This is a genomic window from Spirosoma fluviale, assembly GCF_900230225.1.
Taxonomy (GTDB): Bacteria; Bacteroidota; Bacteroidia; order Cytophagales; family Spirosomataceae; genus Spirosoma; species Spirosoma fluviale.
Window position 1 is genome coordinate 616,326 of record NZ_OCNH01000001.1, and the last position, 22,487, is coordinate 638,812.

The following is a 22,487-nucleotide window of genomic DNA, read 5'->3' on the forward strand; positions in this document are numbered from 1 at the left end:
GTATAATGGTTAAAGTGGGTAATGTGCTAATGAATTATAGTGCTCTACTTGACAGCGCTCATTATCCATTGGTCATTAACCATTATCAATTAATTTCCTCCTCCACTTAGTGTAGCGGCACTATTCTGAGTGGTGCCAAAGATACGGCAACCCTGAAATTCAGGGTCGACAGTAATGTACACGTCGGCAACTGATTTCTTGAACCAATCGTCAATAGCCCGGTTTTTCTTATTACTCAGGACAATAGCCTGTAATTTTTCGAAATCCTTGGTGTAATCGGCCGTATGAGGATCAATCTTGCTTTTATAGTACAATATTCGTACCGCACTCTTACCATCTTCGGTACGGTAAGGCAGCGGAGCCGAAATAGCGCCCACTTTCATGGTATCCAGCATTTGGAACAGCGCATACTCCATAGAGCCATCCATTGCCAAACGGCTGCTACCCGACTGTGCGTCGCGCAGTAATCCACCGGCATCAGCGGTACCTTTATCCTCAGAATATTCTTTAGCCCCTTTTTCAAACTTGAGCGAATCAAGTTGAATCAGGGTGCGCAGGCTGTCCAGGTAATGCGTTGGTCCCGATACATCCAGACGGTTATAGTCAGGGCGAAGCAGAATATGACGGGCGTGGTATTCGGCACCACGGGTTTCGATCAGCTGGATCAGGTGAAGGCCGAAATCCGATTCAACTACATCCGATAATTGGTTCGGCTTCAGTTTCAGCGCAGCTCCTTCGAAGGGTGCCACCATCATACCCCGTTTGGCAAATCCTAAATCGCCACCGTTCTGGGCTGAACCAACGTCTTCGGAGTTGTCTTTCGCCAGTTTTGCAAAATCTGCTCCGCCTTCTACCTGCTTCTTTATGTCCAGCAACCGTTGACGCAATACCTCCTTTTGTTCTTTGGTTGGCTTGGCAAAGCGAACGATCTGGCCCACTTCAACTTCGGCAGGAATGTACGGCAGACTATCTTTGGGTATACCATCGTAGAATCGGCGCACGTCGCGGGGGGTTACCTTGACGTCGGTCGTGATTTTCTGCTGCATTTTCTGGACTACTTTCTGGTCTTTCACCTGCGACCGTAGTTCGCTTTTCAGCATCTCCAGACTTTTACCGTAGGCTTCCACAATGTTTTTGTCCGAGCCAAACTGCTGAACCATGTACTGCATCCGGGAGTCGAGTTCGCTGTCTACGATTTTGTCGTCAACAACAACGGAGTCGATTTCGGCTTTGGCCAGCATCATTTTGTTAATGACAAGGCTCTCCAGCAACTGGCATTTTTGTGGGGGTGTCTGGTTCTGGCCAACGTATGACTGATAGGCTTCTTCCAGATCAGACCGAAGCACGTAGTAGTTATCGACTTTAGCGATGATCTTGTTCAGGCTAATGCCCTGGCCCTGCCCAAACGTAGGCGCGGTCAGGAACCAGCCTACCAAAACAATGAGCACACTGCTTATTACTTTTTTCATGTTTTAAAGATAAGCAGAGAATGGTTGCTACTCTGCGTTTTAAGCATTTTTAAGACTGAAATCTATTGTGTTTCCTGCCTGGATAAAGTTGGTCGGTCCGGAAACCCGAACCGGCCTTTTCCGAACGGTGAATGAACCGACTATTTAACCAGCTTTCGAAGCTGATCTTCATTAACCTTTACCGGGTAGGTTTGCCGAAGCTGGGCCAGCCATTGCTTTTCGAGCGTGGCCTGGTATTCGTTGATGACGGCTCCCCGCGCTTCGTCGAAGGTTTTGGCGCGGGCAGGTTCAATACGCTCAACCAGGACAGAAATTGCCTTATTATCGCGGTGAAGCGTGGTCGTGCCGGTTTTCCACTGACCGATTGCGTCCAGAAATGGGTTGTCTCCCTGAGCAAACAGGCCGGTAATAATGCTGACCGCCGGAGCGTCGGATAATCGTGATGCGCTCGCCGGGTTTTCTGCCCGAACCGGCCCCGCTGTTGTCGTGTACTTGCTGTTCAGGACTTTGGCGATGTCATCTTTCGCATTGCTGAAGTATTGAAACGACACATTTCGCTGGGCGTCTTTAACGGCTCCCGGCCGTACACCCTGAAAGTCCTTTTCCATGATGCGGCTCAGTGGAATACCATTTTTCTGTAAATAACTAACCACCGAACGAATCCGCCCCGCCGATATCGAGTCGGCTTCGGTAGCATCATGGGAGCCGCTTACTTCCACTACATAATCTTGGTTGGTGCTCATGACCACCAGCACATCGTAGAGCGATTCACGCAGATTGTCACTGAGCGCTGTCTGGTTTTTAGTGAAGGTCAACGGAGCCGCCGAACGTCGGAGCTGATAAGGTGGCCGACTGCTCAGCATACTGACGGCCTGTTTGAGCAGGCTGTCATTCTGGGCAACAACCAGGGTAGCTCTGGCTCGTTCGGGAAAGCGATACTTGTCTTTGTTCTGTTCATAATATTGACGCTGCCCCGTCGAATCGACCATCGACCGCTCCCATATATTCTGTTCCATAACCTGAGACAAGAGAACACCGTCCCGGATTTCGGTTAGCAAAGACCGAAACTCAGGTGATTTTTTATCCAGATTCATCTCTTCGGTAGCAATTAACTGGTCTCCAACGAAACGATCGAACAATCGACCCATCGCAATCGCTGCCGAACCGCCAACGGGTTTATCCACTGCTGCCGAAGAAGCCGTTAAGGCCGGGTTCCGAGGTGGCTGCTGCCGCTGCCGAACGTAGGCAAAGAACTGATTTACCGTATAGGGCTGTTGGGCAATGGTAACCAGCGGTTTATTTTGCAGCGTTGCATCAAGTGGCTCGGTATAGCGCCACTGGCCGCGCAGGAGACTGCTGTCGGCTTTGGCAATGGCACTCGCTAAAAGTGTCTGATCAGTCTGAACGGGATATTCTTTTTGTAACCGCTGTACGGTAACCTGCCGCAGCACATCGGCGCGGCTGTCGGTCGTGACGCGTTGCCGCAGTGAGGGTGCGAGCGTTGTGAACGAGTCCAATCCTTTACGCTCGATGAGCTTGATGATATGCCAGCCGTAGTTGGTGTGAACCGGTTTTGAATAATCGCCGGGTTTGCTGAGAGCAAAGGCTGCATCTTCAAAAGCGGGTACCCAACGGCCCGGTTCAAATGGGGGCAAAACACCGCCATTCGCTTTGGACGTCGCGTCGTCGGATATCAGCCGACAAACCTGCTCGAATGACTCGCCACGCTGCAATTGGGCGTACGCTTTGTCGATTCGTTCCTGAGCGGCTTTCTGGCCGACTTCATCGGCTGCGGGACTCATACGTACCAGAATATGCGCCACACGTACGCGTCCCCGGCTCGGCCGGCGGCTGTTTACTTTGAGGATATGATAACCGAATCGCGTACGAACAGGCATGGAAATGCCTCCAGCGGACGTTGTGTAAGCGGCTGTTTCCAGCGGATAAACATTCTCAAAAGCCGCTATGTATCCTAAACTGCCTCCATTTTGAGCCGTCTTTACATCCTTCGAATTCTCCTGCGCCAGTTTGGCGAACTCCGTTCCCTCCAACGCCTGTTTACGGAGCGACATAATTGTCTGATAGGCTGTCAGTGTATCGCTGGGCTGAGCGTACTCCGAAATGGGAATGAAAATGTGAGATGCATTGACTTCTTCCTGCATGCGCTGGTAGGCTTCGGCCGCCAGCGATTCTACCAGTACTTTGTCGGTCAGGTACGATTGCGCCAGTTGTTTGCGGTAGGTGTTCATTTCCTCCCGAAACGCTTCGGTGGTATCGCGACCTTCGGACTCAGCCGCCAGTACTTTCAGCTTTAGGCTTGTGTAAAGGTCAAAGTAGTTTTTGACGTCGGTGCGTTGGGCTGAGTCTGACGAAAGCTGGTTTTTGGTAAACGACTGAAAGAAATCGTCGGTCGTGAAGGCCTTATTGCCCAGCGTCAGAATAACGGGTTCCGGTGGTGTTTGCTGAACAACCGGAGCGGTTGTTTTACAGGCTGTTACAAGAAGAGCCAATAAGATACCGCCTGTGAAATGGCGCATAGCGTCTCTAATAGGTGATTTTAAACGTATTGATAAAACAGTTACGCTAGAAAAAACATTCGGTACGTATATCCAACGTTGTCCATATCACCTTATTGGAGTACGGGCTGGATTTTCACCGACTTAAGCATAATGTCGTACTCAAGCCGATAATCGAACGAATCCTTCAGGTTCTGTCCCGTAAAGATGGCGGGTACCCGGATAAATTGCTGTTTTTTCTTTCGTACATCCGCATCGCGCAGTTCTACACTGCTTTGGCCGAGGAGGTCGTCCTGATCCAGTTTATCCAGCAGTTGAAGCCCAACGCCCGTGGCTACCAGCCCCGCCGAAACGTATTTTAATGGGGTAAGCATTTCGGTTGCCGTCAGTAGCAGGCCTGCCGGAACCGCAATCAGGTTATGGATCTTTTGAATTTTTGCCATCGTTTGCCGTGCCTGGCTATAATCATCCACTTCGATCAGCACCAGTGAAGCTACTATCCGGCCGTTTTTGGGGAGGGTCAGACTAATCGGTTTTGCCGGGCTATGCTCGTCCGAAGGTGCCGCCTGCAAATCCAGTTGCTGATCTTTCTGCATGGTTTCTATGCCCCAGCCACCATTCACAACGGCTACCGCTTTGTTCTGCGCGTCGTAGCTGGTCAGAGAATATGCCATCATGAGTTCATCCCGCCTGCTAATCGTTTCTTCTAAATTGATGGCTTTCAGCGAACGGGGTCTCAACTCCGCCGTGAGTACCGGCTGGCGTACGCAGCTAACCATTGTCAGAACCGCGATTAAACTGATTAAACTGATGCGCATGATGTTGTAGATCAGACTAAAACTTCTTCAATGATTGATGTGCCTGATGAGCCATCGCCACTGGTCCATTGCCATTGCTCATGCAGACGAATCCGGCCATCAGTCAGAAATTCTGGTGTCGACAGGCATTTGCCCGTCATTAATTCACCCTCTTTATTAACGTGTTCATATCGCATATCGAGGCTATTATCGGGTTGAACAACCGCAATCAAAAAGCCTTTTACAATGCTTCCGCCTGCATACTCGGCCCATACAATACTGTTCTCCTGGTGGTAATGAAAGAGCGTTTCGCTGCTTACTTCACCATTGTCGGTGTTGGTTACGGAGCGGAAAGTTTTGTTGCTATACATCTGAACCGGGATTTATTTGATTTTTATGATTGACATGATTTTAAAATCAACTGCCGTTACTACACGTAAATGAATCTGGGAGTTGCAAAATCAATGAAATCATAAAAATCAAATAAATCCCGGTTCAGACAGTTGGTTCCTGCTGGCTCAGGCAATGGAAGCTGCCGAGGCCCCACACAATATCGGTAGAATCAATTCCGATAATTTTACGATCGGGGAAACAGCTGCCGATGATGTCGAGTGCCTGCTGATCCCTGGCGCAGCGGAATGTGGGTACGATGACGGCTCCGTTCGTGATCAGGAAATTGGCGTAGGAGGCTGGAAGCCGTAGGCCATCACTCTCAACCGGGTCGGGCATGGGTAGCTCGACGATATTCAGCTGCTTGCCGTTGAGCAACCGCATCTGTTTCAGTTCGTGATGGATTTCCTGAAGGAATGGATAGTTCGCGTCGTTTTTGTTCGGCTCATAGGCGGCAATGACGGTGTCTTCATTCACAAACCGGACGGTGTCGTCAATGTGGCCGTCGGTATCGTCGCCCACGATGCCTTCTTCTACCCAAAGTACCTGCTGAACGCCGTAATAATCGCAGAGGTACTGCTCTATGTTGGCTTGTGTCAAATGAGAATTACGGTTCTGGTTGAGGAGGCAGGCCCGGCTGGTCAGTACTGTTCCCGCTCCGTTGAACTCCACTGATCCGCCTTCCATGATAATACCTGGGGTTACATACTCCAGGCCCCGGTAATGGGCAATTTGAACCGGAATCAGGTCGTCGCGGTCGTAAGGAGGGTATTTGTTACCCCAGGCGTTATAGCCCCAGTTCACGATCATCCGTTCTTTCTTCTCCGGATTGATCAGAAAAGCGGGGCCGTGATCGCGGCACCAGGAGTCGTTGGTAGGGTGGGGCAGGAGGGTAATGCGACTCATATCGGCTCCGGCTCCTAACAGGCGCAGCTTAGCCGCCTGTATTACGATATCGTTATGGGCGTTGATGCACACTTGTTCGCTTTCGGCAATGGCTTTGATGAAGTCAATGTAAGCCGGGAACATCAATTCCTGCCGCTCTTTGGTCCAGGACGCTTCGGTATGGGGCCAGCTAAGCCAGGTGGCTACGTGGGGGTGCCATTCGGCAGGAAAGAAAAAGCCCTCACGGGCGGGAATACGAGACATGGAAAAAATGATGGATAAAGGTAAAACGTGTTAGGCGATTAAGGCGCGAATAGCGTCTGCTGTCAGTTCCGTAAAGTCATCGACAATCAATAAGGCTCCCGTGTCTGCTAATTCGTCGCGGCTATGGGTGGTGGCGATCGCAATCACTTTCATGCCCGCCCGAAGTCCCGATTCGATACCCGAAAAGGCATCTTCAAAGACAATGCTATGAGCTGGCGTAGCACCAACCCGGTCGGCAGCGGTCAGGTATATTTCGGGGTCGGGCTTGCCGCGCTTAATCATACTGGCATCGACGACGGCGTCGAAATAAGGCCGTAGCGGGAGCCCATCCAGGGTGAACAGCACATTGCTTTCCGGAGCCGATGTGCCCACTGCCAACCTGATTCCCTCCGCTTGCAACGCGTTCATAAAGTCCAGTAATCCTAGAGCGGGTTGAAGGTGAGGTCGGTACAACTCGCGGTAGATCGACTCTTTTTCTTCGGTAAGGACAATCAGCTCGCCGGGTGTAATCGGTCGTTGGAACACATACGCCATGGCATCCGCCGATACCCGTCCGTTGATATTTTCGACATATTGGTCTCTTGTCAGGGGACGATCATGCTTCTGAGCAAATTGCAGCCAGGCGTTGATATGAAAATCGGTGTTATTAATCAAAACGCCGTCCATGTCAAACAGAGCGGCTAAAACCGGAGGAGTTGTTTCGGGCATATGTAGAGACGCAATACCTTGCGTCTGTTTATTCGCAATACCTTGCGTCTGATTTAGTATCGGAAGGCTGGAACCGGCAAAGCCGTACAAAGAAAATAGATGACGGCTTACAATGTATCGTCCGACGATTCAATTGACGGGTTTTCGTCCAGAATATCGCCCGCCAAAACAGCGGCTTCGTGCAGTAATTCTGTAGCGACTAACTCATCTGTCACGTCTTCGATACGTTCATCGAAAGCCTCAAGACTTTCGTCAACCGCCATCGAGGATGATTTCATACCCAGCAACAACCGGCCTACATACAGCAGATTGAGCGAAAAACGCAATTCAGGAAGGGCAGGGCTATGACGAGTTACAGGTTCTGTTTGCATGAAGCTAGAACAACCGGCAAGGGCTGTTCAGTTCTGTAAATTGTAGCATGGGCTTCAGCCCGTGTAGCTATCAGGCTAATTACTGAGCTACCTCTTTAGCCTGATGGCTACACGGGCTGAAGCCCATGCTACGTCCAGCTACAACGCCTTTATCTTTAAATTTCTAAAATAAATGGGTGCCCCGGCATGTTTGCCCTGAAGTCCGATGTACCCATGAAGCGGTAATTCGGCGGGGGCTTTGTTGAGCCAGGAGGGCACTTCAGAACCGTCTGGATTTGTTTTTGCCGAGGTGAATTTCGACAGGTCGATGGTGTTTACCAACTGATTGTTCAGTACTACATAAATCATCTTGCCCTGACAGGTAATGGTGTAGCGGTTCCACTCGTCGGGTTTTTTTACTATCTGTTGTTTTGTAGCTGCCTGATGGCCGAAGAAGGCACCACACTGCCAGTTGGTTGGTGAGTCTGCCCATTTTTTTGCGTAATCGTCGGCAATCTGAATTTCGACCGAGTTAGGAATCCAGTTCGTTGTGTCGCTGGCATGAACGACCACGCCACTGTTGGTACCGTCAGCGGTCTTGAAGAGTAAGTCCAGTACAAAATCATCGTAAGGAACGGCCGTCCAGATGGCTACATCGGCTGTAGCCGTCAACACGCCCCCGTCATCGAAACTCCAGACGCCCTTGGGGAAGCCCGCATCAGACAGATCACTGGCAAAGAGCGGTTTCCAGCCTGCACCACTTGAGTTTGGGTGTCCTTTGGGCGGGGCAACCGGGGCTGTTGTTGTGGATGCTGGCCCAGTGGACACTGAGGTTTGGGCAAAAAGGTGAAGCGTACAGGTTAGCAATAAGCCGGTAAGTAGAGCGAGTTTTTTCATGGAGGGGCTTTGTTGATAGAGACTATTCACAAAGAAACACTTTTATTTTTAATGGTGAATCCTGTTTAAACCAGTAGAGCGTGTACAGAACTTCCCGGAAGTTATTCTGTACACGCTCTACTAACGCGTTCAACTAAAGAGTATTATAAGCTACTTGCGGCAAGTTGTGGGTGAGCCGCTGCCTCTTTATGGCTATCCAAACGGGTGAACTCGTCGCCCTGGCGAAAGCTTTTCATGATCCAGCCGCCACCAATCACGTCGTCGCCTTCGTAGAAAACGGCCGCCTGACCGGGCGCAATGGCCGATACACCTTCTTTAAAGAACACCTCAATTTTGTCGCCCGACTGCGAAATGGTAGCCGCTGTGCCGGGGTCTTTGTACCGTACTTTCGTGACCGTTTCCATCGGGCCGTTGAGGGTAGGGTACTTTTGCAGATTCAGTTTGCTAACGATCATGCCATCGCGGTACAGGTCTTTATCGACGCCAAGCACCACTTCATTCGTGTCTTTCCGGATTTCCGTAACGAACATCGGCTGACCGAAGGCCATGCCCAGCCCTTTCCGCTGGCCGATGGTGTAGAATGGATAGCCCTGATGTTTGCCCATCACTTTTCCGGTGCCTTCCATCACGAAGTTACCCCCGGCTACTTCGGCTTCCAGACCCGGCATACGCCGTTTCAGAAACCCCCGGTAATCGTTGTCGGGTACGAAACAGATTTCGTAGGATTCTGATTTGGTAACCAGTTCCAGGAATCCCCGCTCGGTGGCCATGTCGCGGATTTCGGATTTCCGCAGATGTCCCAGCGGTAGCTTCGTCCGGCTCAAACTCTCCTGCGATACACCCCACAATACGTAGGATTGATCTTTCAGCGTATCAACGCCTTTAGAGAGTACAAACCTGCCGCCCTCTTCCCGAATATGCGCATAGTGACCGGTGGCAATGGACTCACAATCGAGCCGGTCGGCCCGGCGCAGGAGGGCGTCCCATTTGATGTGCGTGTTACACATCACGCAGGGGTTTGGGGTACGTCCTTCGAGGTATTCGCCGGTAAAGTGGTCGATAACGGCATCGCCGAACTCTTCCCGAATGTCCAGAATATAATGAGGAAAGCCGAGGCTAACGGCAATATTGCGGGCGTCGTTGATACTATCCAGGCTACAGCAGCCCGTTTCCTTTTTTGTCCCGCCCGAGGATGCGTAATCCCAGGTTTTCATGGTCATCCCAATGACCTCGTAGCCTTCTTCGTGGAGCATGACCGCTGCCAGCGAAGAGTCAATGCCGCCACTCATGGCGACCAGAATTCGTCCGTGTTTGCTCATATCCGCCGGGGTTCAAAGCCCCGCGATTTTAGTGTTTTTAGTGCTATCAATTCCTTTTTGAAACGACACACAAAGATACGAACGCAAATGAGAGGGGTCTTAGTTTCGGAGGGATAGAATTGTTCCGGAATGCAAGTTGTCTGAACACCCTCTTACTAATACATCCATAAAATTGCAGCGATACTCCAACGCTATTTCATTGGATAATGGGCTTGCATGTGGTGACTGAATCGAAAATCGAGTACGTTTGCCGAAAGTCTACCAGTTTGGGCAACTATGGTTAAAACTGGATAGGTACTATTGAACCGTTTAGTCTGGTTGCGTTATGGATGTTGCAATACCTTCGGGCCATGTGTTGAAGGCACGCGTGGCCACTCAGTTGATTTTTCTGGTTTGCGGTCTGGGTATGGCCAGTTGGGCACCGATGGTTCCCTTTGCCAAAGACCGATTAGCGTTGAATGACGCCAATCTGGGCTTGTTGCTGCTTTTGCTGGGTGGTGGGGCCATGCTCATGATGCCTGCCTCGGGTTGGCTGGTGAGCCGTTTTGGGAGCCGGGTAGTGATGGCCTCTGCGGCACTGGTTATGGCACTTACACTCCCACTGCTGCTTATTCTGCCTTCAGTTGCGGGCATGTCAGTCACCTTGTTTGTTTTTGGTTCAAGCATTGGCACAATTGACGTAGCCATGAATGCGCATGGCGTACAAGTACAAAATTTGTATGGTAAGCCCATCATGTCATCTTTACATGGACTGTTCAGTGTGGGTGGCCTGTTTGGTTCGCTCGGATTAGGCTTTCTGATCAAGCTGGGGCTGAACCCGGTTTATGCCATTGTTGGTATTGCCATTCTCATAATCGGTATTACGCTCACTCAATACAACCATTTATTTTCGTTAGATACGGAACAACAGGCGATTGCTGCCTTCTCTGCTCCTGAAAAGGGTGTTGAGGGTAACCGGAAATTTGGCTGGTTGAACGGCCGGGTCTTATTTCTGGGCTTTATGTGTTTTGCCGTATTTCTGGCAGAAGGGGCTGTTCTCGACTGGAGTGCTATCTTTTTGCGCGATACTAAAGGGGTCGACTCCGAGTTTGCAGGAGCGGGCTATGCGGCCTTTTCTATCGCTATGGCGATCATGCGTTTGGTAGGAGATAAGCTTGTGGCACGCTTAAATGGCAAAACGGTTGTGGTAATTGGCAGTTTGCTCGGTGCCCTCGGATTATGTATGGCTATTTTGAGTCCCTGGGTAGTCGGTGTATTGGCTGGCTTTGTTCTCTTAGGGTTGGGGGCAGCTAATATTGTTCCCATATTTTTCAGCGAAGCCGGAAGGTTACCGGGTATAGCCCCGAGTGTTAGCCTGCCAGCAATTACGACGATTGGGTACACCGGTATGCTGGCTGGCCCTGCCGCTCTGGGGTTTATTGCTCAACAGGTTTCACTGTCAGCTGCTTTTGGCGCATTGGCCGTGCTGTTGGTAGTAGTTGCCCTGAGTTACGGTGTGAAAGGAAAGTAATTAACATAGAAAGCCCGTTGATGGTCAGTGTATTAATTACTTGTCCGACCTAGAATGCGCAATTAGAGAACCTGTCTATCGTATATGTATGCCGATTACTGGCATAAGGCTTATAGGGGAACTCATCCTCTATTTTCTATAAACAGGTCGCCCCGCCAGGGCTCAGGGAAAACAGGTGTATATACCGTAGGTTGAAGGACACATTACGTCACTTAAACTCATTATTCACGTTAAGCCCATTGCCAGAAATTCTTTCAGAAGGCTACCTATTTTCGTTTGTACTGCTTACTTGATCATCCTTGTAAATCTGACATGCTGTGTTGGATTTACAAGGTAAAAGAGAAGATTAGTAAACTATTTTACTGTATATGTTTACTAAGCTGCAACGGACGGACTACGGATAAATCAAATACTTCTTCCGCGTTTGCTTATAGGCCGATAATCCCGGCTCCCAGCTTTGGCGGATTTCCTTTTCGGAAACGCCCGCAATAATTTGTTTTTTAAGCGCTTCGTTGCCGCTTCGGTAATTGAAGTTGCCCATTTGCTTACTATAACTCGTATCGAAGAAACGGGCTTTTTCGGGATAGGCTTTGTATAACTCCATCAGCCATTTCAGATTGAGCTGTTTTGTTTTGCGCAGTAGTTTGGTGTCATAGGTTCGAAGATCAAGCCCATAGCAATCTTCATCCTGATGCAAGGGTGTTTCGCTCATGCCTTTAAGACTGACAGGTTTGAAGGAGAACGAATATTGACCTTTCAGCGCAGGAGCGCCTAGTACGGTAAATGGCATGTAGGTGCCCCGTCCTTGGCTAATGATTGTTCCTTCGAACCAGCAAAGGCTGGGGTATAGTAAAATGGACTGCTGCGTGTTCAGATTGGGCGACGGAAGTACGGGCAACGTATAAGCTAAATCGTGGTTGTAATTGGCGATTTTAATAATTTTCAGCTTACACGGCTTTGTTTTGGCAACGCCCCCCCAGCCTTCGCCGTTGATCATTTGGGCAAATTCGGCGATGGTACAGCCGTGCGTAATCGGAATTGGGTGCATACCAATCCCCGAGTACAGATGAGGCTCCAGAATAGGCCCGTCGACAATATAGCCGTTCGGATTGGGACGGTCCAGAATCATCAGCTCTTTGTTGTTCTCGGCGCAGGCTTCCATCACGTGGTTGAGCGTGTTGATGTAGGTGTAAAATCGGCAGCCCACGTCCTGAATGTCGAAGATCATTAGGTCGATATTAGCCAGTTGCTCTTTCGATGGCTTCTTGTTTTTGCCGTATAGCGAAACCACTGGAATGCCGGTTTTGGCATCAACCGCATCATCCACCTTCGCGCCGTTGCTGGCATTCCCCCGAAAGCCATGTTCCGGCCCAAAGATCGAGACGATGTTCACGCCCAGACTCACCAAACTGTCGACGCTGGGTTTGCTGCCGATGATAGACGTCTGATTAACGACCATACCAATGCGTTTTCCTTTCAGATAAGGTAGATACGCCGACACCTGATCGGCCCCGGTGATCACTTTCTTTGCCTGTACCGATTGGGTAGCGGGCGTTTCGGAAACGGAGGATGGTAACGAGCGAACCGCCGGGTTGACGGCACACGACAGACCGATGACGAGTGGTAATACTATGAATGAGTTTATTTTCATAAATTCAGGAAAGCGACAAGAAGAATGATGACCCGTTAAGGCGTTAGTCGACGGTAAACTTAACAAAATCCTGTAAAGAGTTTGTGGAGCTGTGCAAGAGCGTAAGAAGATTACGTTCTGCAAGTTGTATTCTTGTGTCGGATCGAAAACTTAACTAAAACCCAACCCCGCGCATGCATCCTGACAAAGCCATCTTGAAAAACGCCTGGCCCTACCAGCAGGATAAACTGAATTTACCCGTTGCCAGTCTGGAAATGGCGTTACCTTTCTACGAGACCATACTCGGTTTTCGGGTGGTTTCACGTAGCGAAGCACCTCAGCCATCGGCCGTTCTTACCCGCGATGGTATCCAGATTGGCCTCGCCGAAAACGGGGGCGATCCCCAGCAGGATGGCTGCTTCTTTGAGGTCGATGATGTCGAAAAGCTATTTGCAGAAGTAAAGGCAACTGGCTTCGAAAAGGTGAGACCCGATTTTAAACAGCAGACCTACGGTAATGTAGCGTGGAAGGTCCTATTCGTAGTCGCGCCCGATGAACTGTGTTATAGTTTTGGTGAACGTGTAATAGTGTAGCGACGGCCTGAGTAGTGCCGACCGGGACGGTCGGCACTACTCAGGCCGTCGCTACACTATTCATTCCGCAAACTCTTCACCGGGTTCGAGATGGCGGCTTTGATGCTTTGGAAACTGATCGTGAGCAGGGCAATGCAAATGGCTATCAAACCGGCCAGGGCGGGCATCCACCATTCAAAACTGGTTTTGTATGCAAAGCTTTGCAGCCAGCGGTTCATGGCATACCAGGCTAAAGGCGAGGCAATGACGAGCGCAATCAGCACCAGTTTCAGGAAGTCTTTAGAGAGCAGGGTTACGATGCTGGCCACGGAGGCCCCCAATACTTTTCGGATGCCGATTTCTTTGGTGCGCTGTTCGGCCGTGAATGCTGTCAGCCCAAACAGGCCCAGGCAGGAAACAAGAATCGTCAGGATAGCAAAATAGAGTATGATCTGACCGATACGCTGTTCGGACCGGTATTGTCTGTCTAAATCCTGATCAACGAAACCATACGAGATTGGATAGTTCGGGTCCAGTTTCTTGTAAACGGCCGTTATAGCGGGCAGGGTGCTGGCGACCATACCGGGCTTTGTTTTTACCAACAAGTCAAAGTAGAACTCTTTCGGCCGGAAACGGAAAATGAAGGGTTCGATACTAACGTGCAATGGCCGGAAGTGGAAGTCTTTTACCACGCCAATGATCGTGCCATCGGTACCCCAGAACTTCACCTTCTTTCCTAAGGCGCTGGCGGGTGTCCAACCCATGCGTTTGGCCGCTGTTTCGTTGATCAGATACGTCCCCAATTGAGATAAGGTATCGCTCGTGATCTGAGCCGAGAAATTTCGGCCCGAAGCCATCGACATGCCCGTTGTCCTTATAAAATCAGCGTCCACATTCATCTGCGTAATCAGGAATTCATCTTTCGGCGTCTGCCCTTCCCATTCAATTGTCGAACTATTCTTCATGTCGACCAGATTGCTCGTGGTCACAGAAGCCTGCGCCACCCCCGGTAATTGCGATACATCGCTCTTGAATCGCAACGCGTTCTGTTTCAGATCACCTTTGAGTCGCACATGAAGTAATTGTGATTTGTCGAATCCCAGTTTGGTACTCTGCAAATACGCCAGTTGCCGATAGATCACTACTGTGCTGATGGCTAGTGCAATAGACAGCACAAACTGGCCCACCACCAGCGATTGCCGGAAGCTCCGTCCCGTCTGGCCACTGGAAAAGTAGCCTGAAACACCGGTTTTTAGTACCGTGACGGGCCGGAAAGACGAGAGGAAAAAGGCCGGGTAAAGTCCGGTTAGCAAGCTAACTACGCCGGTCAGGCCAATAATGACCAGCCAGAAAGTGGGCATCTGATAGGGAATCGACATGCTTTTTTCGGCCAGATTGTTGAACACCGGCAGAAGCAGTTCGGCCAGCAACAAAGCAACCAGCATGGCTAAGGTTGTCATTAACAGTGCTTCGCTCAGAAACTGCGTGACCAGACTCGACCGCTGCGCCCCCACGCTTTTCCGAACGCCCACTTCTTTGGCCCGCTGCGACGCCCGCGCCGTGGCCAGATTGATGAAGTTAATGACCGCAATGAGCAGCACGATCAGGCCAACCGTTACGAAAATCCGGATGTAGGTAATGTCGCTGCGTTTGCCGTAATCGGTTCCAAAGGCGAATTTGGAATACAGATAAATATCGGACAGGGGTTGCAGCAGCAAGGGCGTCTCGTTGCCCGATTGGTACTGCTTGAGTTGCCCCCGCAGTTTATCGGCAAAAGCAGTTGGGTTAGCGGCTTTGCCCAATCCATCCGGCCGCAACTGAAGGTAGGTATGGTAGCTGTTGCTGTTCCATTTCATGCTCCATTCGTCATTGCGCTCAAGCCATTTGAACGGCATCAGGACATCAAACTGAATATGCGATTGCGTAGGTGGATTTTTCGCCACCCCCACCAGCGTGAAGGTCTGGTCTTTGTTAAGGGTGATCGACTGGCCCAGCAGGTTTTTCTGCCGCCAGTCTGCACCGAAAAAACGCTCAGCGGTAGTTTCACTGAAAACCAGTTCGTTCGGGCCACGAAAGATGGTGTTCGTGTCGCCCATGATGAGCGGATAGCTGAACAGACTGAAAAAGCTGGGGTCGACGATCAAAAACTGCTCGGGTTCAATGGCCTGACGCCCTTTGGTCAATAGGCCATGCCACTGGCCAACTCGGGTTGTGCGCTGTACTTCAGGGAAATCCTTCTGAAGCGCAGCGGCCAGTGGACCCGGCGTAACGGCTACATCAACAATGCCTTCGGGCTGTGTTTGCCGTTCGGTAATCCGATAAATGTGCGCGAAATTCGCGTTGAAGCGGTCGTAACTCAGTTCGTCATAGACGTAGAGGGCAATGAGCAGGCAGCAGGCCATGCCCAACGCCAGTCCGCCGATGTTGATGGCAGAATACACCCTGTTCTTGATAAGGTTCCGGGTGGCGATTTTTAAGTAATTACGAAGCATGTCGGGGTGTAAGGGAAAGAGTGCTGAATAGGTCTGTGTTTTCGACTTGGCTAACGGTCGTATCAGTTTCAGGGCTGCCAGCCCATATCGCCAGTTGGCGCGTCGTTCGCCTACCATTTGCCGCCAGTAGTCGTAAAGTTCGAGTAGGTCGCCCTGCACCTCCTCTTGTGTATCGGGATGGCCGAAGTTCTCAAGGAGCCAGTTTGCCCAGCGGGGCGGTCCGACGTTTCGGGGTCCAACATCTCGGGGGGTGTTTTTCATCGTAGTGCCGACTGTCCCGGTCGGGTGAAATGGTGTTTAACGATTTGGTATACAGGATGTAAATTCGACGGCCAAGCCCTGCGCTATCCGCCCATCAGCTGAAGCGTTTGCGGAGGCATAGCTGCCCATAACTCCTCGCGAATCTGCTTCACTTCCTGCAATGCCTTCCGACCCAGCGCTGTTACGGTGAAAAAACGCTTTCTTCGGCCACCTCGCTCAGCCGTGGCACCACCCATCTCCGACGATAGAAAGCCTTTTTCTTCCAACCGTTGCAGGGTTGTATGTACGGTGCTAAAGCCAACGCCCCGCCCGGTTCGCTGCTCGATCTCCTGTGTGACCGTGACGCCATAAGCCTCCTCGCCCAGAACCGCTACAGTCAGCAAAACCACTTCTTCAAACTCTCCCAGAAAGGTTCGTTTCATACCCGGTTGATATTATACGATAATGCCGAACAAATGCGGTGCCAACTACCCAAAAGTGCCTTGATTGCTCAGAATCGAACTAATTATTGTATGCAGGATAAGTCAACTGTCCGTTTCTGGACAGGTGTTGTGCCTAAAACGGACAAGGCAACCCGAACATCGGGTTGCCTTGTCAAAAGATAACAGTCTAAACCAGCCTGATTGTCGCTTACTCCGCACTTCGCAAACTTTTCACCGGGTTCATCAAAGCGGCTTTGATGCTCTGGAAGCTGACCGTTAATTGAGCAATGCCAATGGCGATCAGGCCCGCCAGCGCAAAGACCCACCATTCAATGTCGATTCGGTAAGCGAAGTCTTTGAGCCATTGGTGCATGGCCCACCAGGCCAGGGGTGAGGCAATCAAGATGGCAATCAGCACCAGTTTCAAAAAGTCTTTCGACAGCAGCACGACGATGTTGGGCACCGACGCTCCAAGCACTTTACGCACGCCGATTTCTTTGGTGCGTTGCTCAGCGGTAAACATGGCCAGGCCAAACAAACCGAGACAGGCAATGAAAATGGCGATAATCGCAAAGGCGTTTGCCAGGGTGCCAATCAGGGTTTCGCTTTTATACTGCTCCCGGAAACTCTCGTCGGCGAATGTATAATCGAATGGGTAGGCTGGATTAAACTGTTTGGCCAGCCGCTCCATGCTCTTGAGCGCCTTTTCGGTCTGACCGGGTTGCGTGCGAACAAGCAGGACCGTATTGGTCGAATCCAATCGTAAAATGAGGGGCTCGATGGCTACGCGCAGGGAATTGATGTGAAAATTTTTGATCAGCCCAACAATCTTCCCCGACTTACCCCAGAATTTCAAATCCTGACCAACGGCGCTCTTCATGCCCGGCGTGGATGCGCCCATTCGACGGGCGGCTTCTTCGTTGACGATGTAATTGGTGCTGTCGGTTATGGTGCCCTTTGAAAAGTCGCGGCCATCGAGCAGCTTAATCTTCATGGTTGAGATGAAGTCGTAGCTGATCGGAAGCTGATTGAACAGGGTTTTATCGCCTTCGGGTTTGCCTTTCCACTCAACGCCGGTGGTCGAACTGCCAATTTGCATCGGGTCGTTGCCTGCCGATGATACGGATTGAATACCTGGTGCTTGTAGAAGTTCTTCCCGGAACGCGTCGAACCGTTTGGGTAAATCGCCTTCGAGGTCCATATAAACGACATTTTCACGGTCAAGGCCCAGGTTTTTGGTGCGGATATAATCCACCTGCCGACCAGCAATCAAGGTTCCAATAATTAACAATAATGAGAGAGCAAACTGGAAAACTACTAACCCTTGTCGGAAGAATACGGCACCCGCCGTAAATCGTAGCGTACCTTTCAACACCTTTACCGGTTGAAGCGACGATAGAAATAAGGCCGGGTAACTACCAGAAATGAGTCCGGTTATCAGGGCTAATCCAAACAGGGTGAGCCAGTACAGCGGGTTGGCGTACTGGATTTCTATATGTTTCTCCGTTAAGGTATTGAAGCTTGAAAGCAGCACCTGCACCAGAACTATCGCAATCAGCAATGAGAAGAGGGCCGTCAATACTGCTTCGCCAACAAACTGACCGACCAGATACGAACGTTCGGCCCCTACAACCTTCCGAATGCCTACTTCCTTCGCCCGTTTGGCCGAGCGGGCCGTAGCCAGATTCATGAAGTTGATGCAGGCAATAATGAGCAGGAAGATAGCGACAATGGTGAAAATCCGGACGTACTCAATCCGCCCGCCATCGGGCTTGCCATTGGTGAATTTCGATTGCAGGTAGGCTTTCTCGTAGGGAAATAGGAACGTCGTGATGGTCGTCACGTTCTTGTCATGCTTCTTAATAAAGTTTAGGATTTTGTCATTCAGAGCGTCGATATCCGCATTTGGGTGCAGGAGCGCGTAGGTTCGGATGCCGTTATTGTCCCAGCCTTCCAGCCACTTGTTCTCCTTCTCGTACGGCGCTTCGGGCAACACAAAATCAAATTTAAGAGAGGATGTTTCGGGTATGTCCTTCACCACCCCCGTTACTTTGTGATCCTCCTTATTATCGACCCGAACCATCCGCCCCAGTACATCCGTTCGACCAAAAAGCTTTTGCGCTGCTTTTTCGGAGATAACGATAGACGTTGGCTCCGCAATGGCCGTTTTTGGGTCGCCATACGCAAGGGGGAAGGAGAATATCTGGAATAAATCTGGGCTCGAATACCGCCCTTTTTCTTTGTACCCTTTGTCGCCCACCGAAAGCAGGTGCTCTTCCTGCCAGGTAACTTTAACTGTCCGTTCAACTTCGGGCACTTCAGCTTTCAGGGCAAAAGCCAGCGGTCCGGGTGTTGAGGGGGTGGTACTGATGTCGTTGCCTGTCCATTGCTGGTTCTCCAATACTTCATAAATGTTTGGCCCGTTGGCGTGGAACTGGTCGATGCTGCGTTCGTCCTGCACCCAGAGTAAAATGAGCAGGCTGCTGGTCATGCCGAGAGCAAGGCCCAGCACATTGATAAAGGAGAAGGTTTTGCTCCGGGCAATGTTGCGCCAGGCGATTTTGAGATAGTTTCGGAACATAATTACCAGCGGTTGAGGACACAGTTGATCCAAAGACGCAGGAAATTCTGTTTCGTTGCTTTTGTGTCTCACCTTGCGTCCCACCTCGCGTCAGCCAAAACCATCCGGTCGGGAGACGCAACGTATTGCGTCTCTACATCATTCAGACCGTAAACTTTTTACCGGATTCATCAACGCGGCTTTGATACTTTGGAAGCTTACTGTTAGCAAGGTAACTAACAAGGCACCGGCACCAGATACGGCAAAGACCCACCACGAAATATCGGTGCGGTACGTATACTCCTGGAGCCAGTTGTGCAGGAAATACCAGGCAATAGGCGTTGCCATGCCGAAGCCAATCAGAGCTAAAAACACAAAGTCTTTAGAGAGCAATCCCCATAGATTCAGCACCGATGCGCCCAGCACTTTGCGGACGCCAATTTCTCGGGTACGTTGCTCGGCCATAAACGAAGCCAGTCCAAAAATGCCAAGGCACGAAATGAAAATGGCCAGCGTGGCAAAAATGAAAGCCAATGTGCCAATGCGCTCTTCGGTACGGAACTTCTGATCGTACTCGTCATCGACAAAGGTGTAGTTGAACGGGGCAGCGGGCAGATGCTCTTTCAATACGTCGCCAATTGTTGCCAGGGCGTCCTGCGGGCTTTGGGTTGGGTTGAGTCGCATGGTCAGGAACTGGCCGTGTTTCGGGCTGATGAAAAAGACCGACGGTTGGGCTGGCTCATAGGGCGAATCCATGACCATATCCCGTATTACACCGATAACGTGAAAGCTAACATTGAAACCATTGCCATTCCAGGAAATAGTTTTGCCAAGAACGTCTTTCATACCCATAAACGCTACGGCCGATTCGTTCAGGACGATTCCCAGCGAGTCAGAAGCCAGTTGTCTGGAGAAATCGCGTCCTTGTTTGAACGTCCAGCCAACCGTTTTGCCAAACTCATGCGATATGCCAATTGTCCCGAAATTGATTTGCAACGTCGGGTCTTTACCCGCCCAGTCGAAGCCACCGTTGGTCGACTGAACTTCGGTTAGCGGACTGGCCGATTCGGCTACCTCGAGTACCGCTCCCGATCTGATCAACTCGTTCCGAACCGTTTCCCGGTGTTTTTCGTAGTGGGGCACATTCAGAACCATCGAAATCAGCCCGTTCCGGTTGTAGCCAATGGGGCGGTTCCTGGCAAACTGAATTTGCCGGTAAACGATCAGAGTACCGATAATGAGAGTAATTGAGACGGTAAATTGCAAAACGACCAGCAACCGTCGGGGTGTAGCAATGCTCTTGCTGGTTTGTATCGCACCTTTCAGGACTGCAACGGGCCGAAATGATGACAGGTAAAGGGCGGGATAGCTACCAGCTATGAGTCCTGTCAGCAAAGCAAATCCGGCCCCCAACACCCAGAACAGGGGATTTGTAAAGGGAGTCACCATCTGTTTGTCGGCGATCTGATTGAAAAACGGCATTGATAGAAAAACCAGCCCGATAGCCACCCCAAACGCGAGCGTAACTACCAGTAGCGATTCACCAAAGAACTGAGCAACCAACTCCTGTCGCCGGGAGCCAATGGCTTTTCGAATACCCACTTCTTTGGCCCGATTAACCGAGCGGGCCGTACTGAGGTTCATGAAGTTGATGCAGGCCAGTAGCAACACAAACAGGCCAATCAGACCAAATAACCAGACAAACTGAATTCGGCCACCTTCGTTGACGCCGTTTTTCCAGTCTGAATACAAATGCCAGCGCGACATAGGATACAGGAGTACTTCGGGCTTCCGGGCAACATCAGCACTGGTTTTGCCAACAAGCAGGTTCCTGATCGTTGCCGATACGTCGGCGAAACTGACCGAGGGAGCCAACTCAATAAAAACTTCAAACGAGGTATTCGTCCAGTCGTCTTTGGCTTCGTTTACCCAATCAGTCGACGCGGCATATAGGTCCCAGGGAGCTATGAACTGTACATCGGCAAAGCTGCTCCCCGCTGGTAGATCGTCGTAGACACCCGTAACGTTGACCGTCATGGTATTGTCAATTGTCAGGGTCTTGTGCAACGGGTTTTCCTCGCCAAACAGGGTCTTCGCCAGCGATGCCGACAGCAGTATAGAGGCTGGTTCGGTAAGGCCCGCCCGACTGCCCCGGCGCATGGTTAGCGAAAGCATTTCGGGGGCTTCGGGCGTCATGAATTTGCCGCTCTTCGAAAACACCTGGTCCGATACGCTGATGGTGTGCAGGCTTGTCCACCATGACAGGACAACACGCTTAAACGGCCCACCGTTGCGGCTATCGCCGTAGCTAGTTTTCAGACTTTGAGCCAACGGTATTGGCAGACCCATTCTGGTGTCTGTTTCGCCATTTACCGTTCGGTTGCGCATGACCTGCGCAATGCGGTCGTAATGCTGGAAGGACTTGTTGAACGATAACTCGTCATAGATCCATAAACCAATCAGGATCGCTATGGTCATACCGACTGCTAATCCACCAATATTGATAAACGAATAGCCTTTGTTGCGAATCAGATTCCGCCAGGCTATTTTGATATAATTGGAAAGCATATCCGTGCTGAATAAGGATAGTCGAGGGTTATCTCTGGGTTGTCGTTTGATCAGCGAAGGCCGCATTAGACTTAACACGTCTTTTGTATACCGCCATCGAGCCTGGCGCAGACCCACCGACTTAAGTCGTTCGGAGAACAGTTCGTTTAAATCATCTTCCCGCCACTTCTTCAAACTCACCTAAGTAGGTTCCCTTCATGGCCGTTCATTAGTTATGTATATGTATAACAAATGCCCGACCAAACTAAAAAAAGTGCCATCCCGGTTAGGAATGGCACTTTTAATGATTTAAGTCACGAGGATAATGTCCAGAAACGGACAAATTCTGTACGCATCTGGACAGATAAGTCTTAGGTAACTACCTTGTCTTTTCCGAGGATTCGGGCGCGGTGCTGGATGCCCCAGGTTCGTAATGCTTCGATGATGCTGTTCAGCGACTGGCTGTATTCCGTTAGTTCATATTCGACGGTAACGGGCATGGTCGCGTAGACATGCCGCACAGCAAACTCGTTCATCTCCAGTTCCTTTAGCTCTTTGCTGAGAACTTTAGCCGTAATACCCGAAACCAGACGCTGCAATTCGCCAAAGCGCTTGGGGCCACCGCTCATGGCAATGATGATCGGTAATTTCCATTTACCACTTAAAACATAGAGCGCATCCTGAACGGCCTGTAAGCTTTGGGTGCATTCGGCCCCAGAATGGATTTTTCCGGTACCAAGTCTGGGAGGAGCGGCCTCAACGATTGTGTTCATAGATTAAAGATAGTGAGCTATATCGAGTCGGCCAGCTGGTATCCTGGAGGAAACTGGTATCCTTTAGTATAGTACTTACAAATTGATAGCTGGTTTAACTACGTTTGCTGTTACCAAACAAAGGC

17 protein-coding genes are annotated in these 22,487 nt (G+C 50.6%); 2 read left to right on the top strand and 15 right to left on the bottom strand.

Features of this window, described 5'->3' with window-relative positions:
- Positions 1-89 precede the first annotated feature (89 nt).
- From CRO74_RS02640 to mnmA, 9 genes are all read right to left on the bottom strand, one after another.
- On the bottom strand, positions 90-1,469 hold the full coding sequence (locus tag CRO74_RS02640; protein ID WP_097124438.1) for a peptidylprolyl isomerase: 1,380 nt from the start codon (positions 1,467-1,469) through the stop codon (positions 90-92).
- Between the two features lie 140 nt (positions 1,470-1,609).
- Positions 1,610-4,006: a peptidylprolyl isomerase gene (locus CRO74_RS02645; RefSeq protein WP_097124439.1), complete on the bottom strand. Its 2,397-nt coding sequence runs from the start codon at positions 4,004-4,006 to the stop codon at positions 1,610-1,612.
- A gap of 92 nt (positions 4,007-4,098) precedes the next feature.
- Entirely contained in the window at positions 4,099-4,803 is a 705-nt protein-coding gene (locus CRO74_RS02650; protein WP_097124440.1) for a hypothetical protein, read from the bottom strand.
- Between the two features lie 11 nt (positions 4,804-4,814).
- Entirely contained in the window at positions 4,815-5,153 is a 339-nt protein-coding gene (locus CRO74_RS02655; protein WP_097124441.1) for an avidin-fold protein, read from the bottom strand.
- A gap of 124 nt (positions 5,154-5,277) precedes the next feature.
- The gene (locus CRO74_RS02660) at positions 5,278-6,321 is read right to left on the bottom strand and encodes an agmatine deiminase family protein (RefSeq protein ID WP_097124442.1); all 1,044 of its coding nucleotides are present in this window, start codon (positions 6,319-6,321) and stop codon (positions 5,278-5,280) included.
- 30 nt (positions 6,322-6,351) lie between these two features.
- The gene (locus CRO74_RS02665; RefSeq protein WP_097124443.1) at positions 6,352-7,029 is read right to left on the bottom strand and encodes an HAD family hydrolase; all 678 of its coding nucleotides are present in this window, start codon (positions 7,027-7,029) and stop codon (positions 6,352-6,354) included.
- Between the two features lie 107 nt (positions 7,030-7,136).
- Positions 7,137-7,400, bottom strand: a complete 264-nt coding sequence (locus tag CRO74_RS02670) for a hypothetical protein (RefSeq protein WP_097124444.1) — start codon at positions 7,398-7,400, stop codon at positions 7,137-7,139.
- 138 nt (positions 7,401-7,538) lie between these two features.
- Positions 7,539-8,276, bottom strand: a complete 738-nt coding sequence (locus CRO74_RS02675) for a 3-keto-disaccharide hydrolase (protein WP_097124445.1) — start codon at positions 8,274-8,276, stop codon at positions 7,539-7,541.
- 143 nt (positions 8,277-8,419) lie between these two features.
- A complete protein-coding gene (gene mnmA, locus CRO74_RS02680) occupies positions 8,420-9,595 on the bottom strand; it encodes a tRNA 2-thiouridine(34) synthase MnmA (RefSeq protein WP_097124446.1) in 1,176 nt (391 codons plus the stop codon).
- Positions 9,596-9,920: 325 nt separating this feature from the next.
- Between mnmA and CRO74_RS02685 the strand changes: the two genes are divergently transcribed.
- Positions 9,921-11,105, top strand: a complete 1,185-nt coding sequence (locus CRO74_RS02685; RefSeq protein WP_097124447.1) for an MFS transporter — start codon at positions 9,921-9,923, stop codon at positions 11,103-11,105.
- A 394-nt stretch (positions 11,106-11,499) separates the two neighbouring features.
- Here CRO74_RS02685 and CRO74_RS02690 read toward each other — a convergent pair whose 3' ends face one another.
- Positions 11,500-12,756 carry an exo-beta-N-acetylmuramidase NamZ family protein gene (locus tag CRO74_RS02690; protein WP_097124448.1) on the bottom strand — a complete coding sequence of 419 codons (1,257 nt, stop codon included), beginning with the start codon at positions 12,754-12,756 and terminating at the stop codon, positions 11,500-11,502.
- Positions 12,757-12,929: 173 nt separating this feature from the next.
- On the opposite strand from CRO74_RS02690, the gene CRO74_RS02695 reads away from it, so the two are divergent.
- The gene (locus CRO74_RS02695) at positions 12,930-13,328 is read left to right on the top strand and encodes a VOC family protein (protein ID WP_097124449.1); all 399 of its coding nucleotides are present in this window, start codon (positions 12,930-12,932) and stop codon (positions 13,326-13,328) included.
- Positions 13,329-13,384: 56 nt separating this feature from the next.
- On the opposite strand, the gene CRO74_RS02700 is transcribed toward CRO74_RS02695, so the two are convergent.
- From CRO74_RS02700 to CRO74_RS02720, 5 genes are all read right to left on the bottom strand, one after another.
- Positions 13,385-16,060, bottom strand: a complete 2,676-nt coding sequence (locus CRO74_RS02700) for an ABC transporter permease (RefSeq protein ID WP_218840194.1) — start codon at positions 16,058-16,060, stop codon at positions 13,385-13,387.
- A gap of 83 nt (positions 16,061-16,143) precedes the next feature.
- Positions 16,144-16,482, bottom strand: coding sequence for a PadR family transcriptional regulator (locus CRO74_RS02705; protein ID WP_097124450.1), 339 nt, complete (start codon positions 16,480-16,482; stop codon positions 16,144-16,146).
- A 208-nt stretch (positions 16,483-16,690) separates the two neighbouring features.
- The gene (locus tag CRO74_RS02710; protein ID WP_097124451.1) at positions 16,691-19,063 is read right to left on the bottom strand and encodes an ABC transporter permease; all 2,373 of its coding nucleotides are present in this window, start codon (positions 19,061-19,063) and stop codon (positions 16,691-16,693) included.
- 138 nt (positions 19,064-19,201) lie between these two features.
- Positions 19,202-21,790, bottom strand: coding sequence for an ABC transporter permease (locus CRO74_RS02715; RefSeq protein WP_097124452.1), 2,589 nt, complete (start codon positions 21,788-21,790; stop codon positions 19,202-19,204).
- 170 nt (positions 21,791-21,960) lie between these two features.
- Positions 21,961-22,362 carry a winged helix-turn-helix transcriptional regulator gene (locus tag CRO74_RS02720; RefSeq protein WP_097124453.1) on the bottom strand — a complete coding sequence of 134 codons (402 nt, stop codon included), beginning with the start codon at positions 22,360-22,362 and terminating at the stop codon, positions 21,961-21,963.
- Positions 22,363-22,487: the final 125 nt, after the last annotated feature.

Coding starts and splice junctions, on each gene's coding strand:
- CRO74_RS02695 (WP_097124449.1), top strand. CDS start 12,930: ATGCATCCTGACAAAGCCATCTTGAAAAACGCCTGGCCCTACCAGCAG.
- mnmA (WP_097124446.1), bottom strand. CDS start 9,595: ATGAGCAAACACGGACGAATTCTGGTCGCCATGAGTGGCGGCATTGAC.
- CRO74_RS02655 (WP_097124441.1), bottom strand. CDS start 5,153: ATGTATAGCAACAAAACTTTCCGCTCCGTAACCAACACCGACAATGGT.
- CRO74_RS02660 (WP_097124442.1), bottom strand. CDS start 6,321: ATGTCTCGTATTCCCGCCCGTGAGGGCTTTTTCTTTCCTGCCGAATGG.
- CRO74_RS02705 (WP_097124450.1), bottom strand. CDS start 16,482: ATGAAACGAACCTTTCTGGGAGAGTTTGAAGAAGTGGTTTTGCTGACT.
- CRO74_RS02675 (WP_097124445.1), bottom strand. CDS start 8,276: ATGAAAAAACTCGCTCTACTTACCGGCTTATTGCTAACCTGTACGCTT.
- CRO74_RS02670 (WP_097124444.1), bottom strand. CDS start 7,400: ATGCAAACAGAACCTGTAACTCGTCATAGCCCTGCCCTTCCTGAATTG.
- CRO74_RS02685 (WP_097124447.1), top strand. CDS start 9,921: ATGGATGTTGCAATACCTTCGGGCCATGTGTTGAAGGCACGCGTGGCC.
- CRO74_RS02650 (WP_097124440.1), bottom strand. CDS start 4,803: ATGCGCATCAGTTTAATCAGTTTAATCGCGGTTCTGACAATGGTTAGC.
- CRO74_RS02720 (WP_097124453.1), bottom strand. CDS start 22,362: ATGAACACAATCGTTGAGGCCGCTCCTCCCAGACTTGGTACCGGAAAA.
- CRO74_RS02640 (WP_097124438.1), bottom strand. CDS start 1,469: ATGAAAAAAGTAATAAGCAGTGTGCTCATTGTTTTGGTAGGCTGGTTC.
- CRO74_RS02665 (WP_097124443.1), bottom strand. CDS start 7,029: ATGCCCGAAACAACTCCTCCGGTTTTAGCCGCTCTGTTTGACATGGAC.
- CRO74_RS02700 (WP_218840194.1), bottom strand. CDS start 16,060: ATGAAAAACACCCCCCGAGATGTTGGACCCCGAAACGTCGGACCGCCC.
- CRO74_RS02710 (WP_097124451.1), bottom strand. CDS start 19,063: ATGTTCCGAAACTATCTCAAAATCGCCTGGCGCAACATTGCCCGGAGC.
- CRO74_RS02645 (WP_097124439.1), bottom strand. CDS start 4,006: ATGCGCCATTTCACAGGCGGTATCTTATTGGCTCTTCTTGTAACAGCC.
- CRO74_RS02690 (WP_097124448.1), bottom strand. CDS start 12,756: ATGAAAATAAACTCATTCATAGTATTACCACTCGTCATCGGTCTGTCG.